The 4,708-nt window shown below is 67.0% G+C and carries 5 protein-coding genes, 1 tRNA gene and 1 pseudogene; 1 reads left to right on the top strand and 6 read right to left on the bottom strand.

The genetic code is table 11. From position 1 onward, the window contains the following. The 5 genes and pseudogenes from WAW85_RS16565 to WAW85_RS16545 all read right to left on the bottom strand — a co-directional run. A pseudogene (locus WAW85_RS16565) lies at positions 1–190 on the bottom strand (trehalose-phosphatase); the annotation flags it as partial. Between the two features lie 6 nt (positions 191–196). Further along, complete coding sequence (locus tag WAW85_RS16560; protein WP_422560680.1) at positions 197–1,645, bottom strand: alpha,alpha-trehalose-phosphate synthase (UDP-forming); 1,449 nt, start codon at positions 1,643–1,645, stop codon at positions 197–199. A gap of 7 nt (positions 1,646–1,652) precedes the next feature. Beyond that, positions 1,653–1,823 (bottom strand): hypothetical protein, encoded by a 171-nt coding sequence (locus tag WAW85_RS16555; RefSeq protein WP_422560679.1) that lies wholly within the window; start codon positions 1,821–1,823, stop codon positions 1,653–1,655. Positions 1,824–1,833: 10 nt separating this feature from the next. Further along, positions 1,834–2,610, bottom strand: a complete 777-nt coding sequence (locus WAW85_RS16550; protein WP_422560678.1) for a MerR family transcriptional regulator — start codon at positions 2,608–2,610, stop codon at positions 1,834–1,836. A 42-nt stretch (positions 2,611–2,652) separates the two neighbouring features. Continuing rightward, positions 2,653–4,062, bottom strand: coding sequence for a threonine/serine ThrE exporter family protein (locus WAW85_RS16545; protein WP_422560677.1), 1,410 nt, complete (start codon positions 4,060–4,062; stop codon positions 2,653–2,655). Positions 4,063–4,068: 6 nt separating this feature from the next. Between WAW85_RS16545 and WAW85_RS16540 the strand changes: the two genes are divergently transcribed. After that, positions 4,069–4,140: transfer RNA gene (locus WAW85_RS16540), tRNA-Thr, on the top strand. A 76-nt stretch (positions 4,141–4,216) separates the two neighbouring features. Here WAW85_RS16540 and WAW85_RS16535 read toward each other — a convergent pair. Continuing rightward, the coding region (locus tag WAW85_RS16535; RefSeq protein WP_422560676.1) for a GyrI-like domain-containing protein at positions 4,217–4,708 on the bottom strand (492 nt) is incomplete at its 5' end.

Below are 4,708 nucleotides of genomic sequence, written 5' to 3'. Positions count from 1 at the left end.
TCAGTGTCTTGGGCAGAGTGGAGCACTCGATGAGGGCCGCCAGCGATGCCTGGTTGGGAAACGCCATGTCTGGGCGCGGCTGGATCGGCGCGAGGCAGCCGTCGTAGTCGGAGGCCACCAGGACGCGTTCGAGGGCGCAGAACTCGTCGAGCGCCCGCCGCAGGTCATCGTCGATGTTGTTGGCGCTCAATGCGTTTCACTCTCCTGGTTTAGTGCCAGCCAAGGTTGCTAGGAAGCTCTGCGCCCACTGGTCCACATCGTTGTGCATCACCTGGTCGCGCAGCACACCCATCCGGCGGCGTCGATGTGCGTCGTCGTCGGTGACCGCGGCGACGATCGCGTCGTCGGTGGAGACCGGGTCGTACGGGTTCATCAGGTACGACTCGCTGAGTTCCATGGCGGCACCGGTGAACTCGCTCAGCACGAGCGCCCCACCGAGGTCGGGCCGGCAGGCCAGATACTCCTTGGTCACCAGGTTCATGCCGTCGCGCAGCGGGGTCACCAGGGTGACGTCGGCCGCGACGAAGTAGGCGAGCAGTTCGTCGCGGGGGACAGGCTGCAGCAGATAGCGAATCGGCGGTGCGGCGACTGTCCCGTAGGTGCCGTTGACGTGGGCGACGGTGCGTTCCACCACATCCCGCACCCGCGCGTAGCTCTCCACGTTCTCGCGACTGGGGCTTGCCAACTGCACAAAGACGGTGTCTGCGGGATCGAGGCGACCGTCGGCAAAGATTCGCTCCAGTGCCTGGACGCGAACGTCGATGCCCTTGGTGTAGTCGAGTCGGTCGACGCCCAGCAGCAGGGTTTTCGGATTGCCGAGCTCCTCACGGATCGCCACGGCGCGCTGCCGCACACCCTCGGTGGACGCCTGCGCGGCCACCCCGGCCGAATCGATGGAGATCGGGAAGGCGCCGACTTGGACGGTCCGGTCGGGCAGAGTGACCGTGCCGAAGTCGGCGCGCACACCGACCGGGCCGGTGGAGGTGTTGGCGCCCAAAATGCGGCGGGCCAAGGTCAGGAAATTCTGTGCACCGCCCGGCAGGTGGAAGCCGAGCAGATCCGCGCCGAGTAGGCCCTCGAGGATCTCGCGTCGCCACGGCAGCTGACTGAACAACTCGTACGGCGGGAACGGGATGTGCAGAAAGAAGCCGATCTTCAGATCGGGCCGCAGCTCGCGCAGCATGGCCGGCACCAGTTGTAGCTGATAGTCCTGCACCCACACCGTTGCGCCCGGATTGGCCGCGGCCGATGCGGCCTGCGCGAAGCGTCGATTCACGCCGACGTAGACCTGCCACCAGTCCGCCCGGTACTCGGGCTTGACTAGCACGTCATGGTAGAGCGGCCACAGCGTCGAGTTCGAGAAGCCCTCGTAGTAATCGTTGATTTCGGTGGCGCTCAGGTGGACCGGGTGGATCTCGATACCGTCGACCTGCGGGTCGTCGTCCGAATCGGCGCTGCCGGTCCAGCCGACCCACGCACCGGTGTCGAACTTGCCCGGCCGCCCCCTCCCGGCCTGTTTGTCGAAGATCGGCGCCAGCGCAGTGACCAGGCCACCGGGCGCGCGAGTCCACGTGACGGTGCCATCGGCGCCGGTCTGTTTGTTGACCGGCAGCCGATTGGCGACGACGACGAAGTCGGCGGTCACCGGCGGCTCAGCTGTCGCTCTCGTCTTCCGGGGCGATACCCAGCATGTTGAACAGCATCACGGCTTCCTCGGCGTCGGTGGCGTACGCGGCGACCACCCGGCGAGCCGACTGGGCGGTCTCGTCCGCGAGGGTTTCCAGCTCTTCGTCGTCTACAAGATCGGTCGTCTTCGGAGGCATGCGTCCCATTCTACCCGGTAGCGGCGTTGCGCTGGCAATTGGCGACGATCGCATCGCGGACATATCGCGCAAGGCCCGGTTCTTGAACGTCGTACGACGCGGCGAACCGCGGATCGCTGACGTACATTTCGCCGAGGTTCCGGTGGAACTCGTGGCTGCAATCGTAGAAGCGCTGGTCGATCTGTCGGCGAGCGCGCTCGGCGACGGCCGTCGCGATGTCGCCGTCGGCGGGTTCGCTAGCGCGCAGGGCGGCGATGAAGTCGGCGTTGATCGCGTCGGTCTCGGCTTTGATCTCCGCCCAGTCGGATTTCGTGTAGTTTTTCGCCCGCGCGGACGACTGCCGCCAGGCATCGGTGTCTCCCCAGCGATCCTGGGCTTCGGTCTGGTAGTCCTCGCTATAGCCGTCTCCGAACAGTTCGCGCAGGTCGGCCTCGGTTGCTGGTTGCTGATTCATGATTCTTTCCAATGCTCGGTCGAGGGCGTCGGCAAGCTGGTTGAGCTCGTCGCGTCGGGATATGACGGCGGCCCGCTGACGCTGCAACTGCTCGACCGCCGAGGTGGGCGAGGCGAGCAACTCGGCAATCTGATCGAGCGGCAGCTCCAAGCGCCGGTACACGATGATCTGTGCCAAGCGCTCGAGATCGGTGGCGCTGTACAGGCGGTAGCCGGCCGCCGAACGACGTGCGGGTACCAGGAGGTCGATGTCGTCGTAGTGGTGGAGGGTGCGGACGGTGACGCCGGTCAGCTCGGCGAGCTGACCGACCGTCCACGGGCCTTCTGCTGTCATGCGATCCATGGTCGTCCCTGACGTGGCGAGAGGGTCAAGTCGCTATGGCCGCCGAAGGTGCCGGACCGTGCGGAGGGCCTGGGGAAGCTGTGGGCGTCGCAGGCGTCGGGCGATGAATTCGCCGAGGGTGACGCCCGCGGCCAGCGCGCAACCGATCGCGAAGGCGGACAGCATCTCGACGCCGCCGCGGCCGGCTTCACCGTTCAGCAGACCGTTCATCCCGCGATAGATGGCCATGCCGGGAAGCATGGGCGTGATCCCGGCGATGGCGATCACCAGCGGTGGGGTCAAGGCGGCACGGGCGGCCAGGCCGCCGATCAACCCGACGAGGATCGCGGCGCCCGCGTACGTCAGCAAGGGGCTGGTGACCACCAGGCTGAGACCACCTTGGACGCCCGCTCCCAGCGCGCCGGCACCGAGCGCCGCCGGAAGGGCGCGTCGTTCGGCGTAGCTGGCCATCGCGAACGCCCCGGAGGCGATGGCACCGCCGACGATGCGGGGGACTAGTTCCGATGGCGCGAAGCGGGCGATCTCGCTCAGCGCCGGCAGTTCGATGCCGACCAGGCTGACAAACTTCACCGCGATGCCGACCCCGACCAGAATGCCGCCCGTCATGACGAGCACCTCGGTGAATCGGGCCGAGCCGGTCACCGGCGCCCCAGTAATGGCGTCCTGCACCGCGCCGACCAGGGACAACCCCGACAGCAGCACGACGATGCCCGCCGCGATGACCTGTCCGGGCAGGATGCTGAAGTCGGTGCCGGACAAGATCTGGTAGGTGAGCGCCGCGGGTATCACCGCAATGAACCCGCCTGCGACCTGCTGGAAGAACAGCGGCGTTCCGATGCGGTGCAGCTTTCGGTTCACCGCAACGATCGCCATCGACGTGAAAAAGGCGATCAATCCGACGATCCAGCCCGCGGCCAGGTAGATCACCACGCCGTACGCCAGTACACCCCACGCGAGCGTCGCCGTCCGATACGAGTACGGGTGCGGTGCAGCGACGATCACGTCCACGATCCGGTGCGCTGACGCCGAGGTGATCGCCCGGCTGCGGATCCGCCGGACCAGCCGGTCGATCTCGGCCAGTCGGGTGAAGTCCATCGAGCGGTAGTGCACGGTGCGTACGGCGGTGATCGGCGGGAGCGTGCTGCCGCGGCGCGCGCAGATCAGTACCCGGTTGAAGGTGACGTCCACGTCGACGTCGTCGAGGCCGTAGATTCCCGCGACGAACTGCACCTGGTCGGCGGTGTCGATGGCGCCGGTGCCGGAATCGAGGAGCACGGCGCCGATACGCGCGGCGAGGTCGAGGACCTCGGTGATCGCGGCCTCGTCGTGCAGGTCGATCGGTTTGCGTGGCGCAACGACGATACTGCCCGGCTCGATCGTGTCGATCGTGGCCTGCCGGGAGCCGAGGATGCGGTCGCGGGCCCGCCGGATATACTCACGCACGCGCCTGCCTCCTTAGCTCAGCGGTAGAGCAACGCTCTTGTAAAGCGTAGGTCGTCGGTTCAATCCCGACAGGGGGCTCTGCAATTGCCCCGGCCACCACGGTAATCGTCCGGTGGCCGGGGTGGTCTTTGTCGCGCACCGCCACCGGTGCCGGTCAGTAGAAGACGAACAGGTCGGTGCGCAGGTCGGCGGCGGCGGTGGCCGACGGATCGCTCACATAGATCTCGGCGGTTAGCCGCGGTGCGCCGAGGCCTTTCTCCACGAAGTGCTGCATCAAGCGTGCCCAACTGTCGCCGAGCGTGTCGTAGGTGCCCAGATGGGTGAGCGCGAGCGCGCTCCCGGCCGGGAAAGTATTGGCGGTGAAGGCCCCGCCGGACGCGGGGTCCGGGTCGATGGAGCCGGCGGCGACGGGGAAACCGATCTCCAGGTCGAAGACGCCGCGCGGATCGCCGGCATAGATCGCGTACCCCGGACCGATGGGGCCTGCCGTGGCCAGGATCGCGTAACCGGCGTCGAAAATCGAGGGCAAATCAGCTATCGTCGCCGCCTCGGAGAACTCGGTGACGGTCGCGATGCCCTCGGGGACCGTGATCGGCGTCGGCTCGGTGAAGGGTTCGTCGCGCAGAATCAATGGCACGTTCATGGC

Source organism: Gordonia sp. (in: high G+C Gram-positive bacteria) (assembly GCF_049299075.1).
In the GTDB taxonomy this organism is placed as follows: Bacteria; Actinomycetota; Actinomycetes; order Mycobacteriales; family Mycobacteriaceae; genus Gordonia.
Note: the sequence above shows the minus strand (reverse complement) of the source record. Positions and strands in the feature narration are given on the sequence as shown.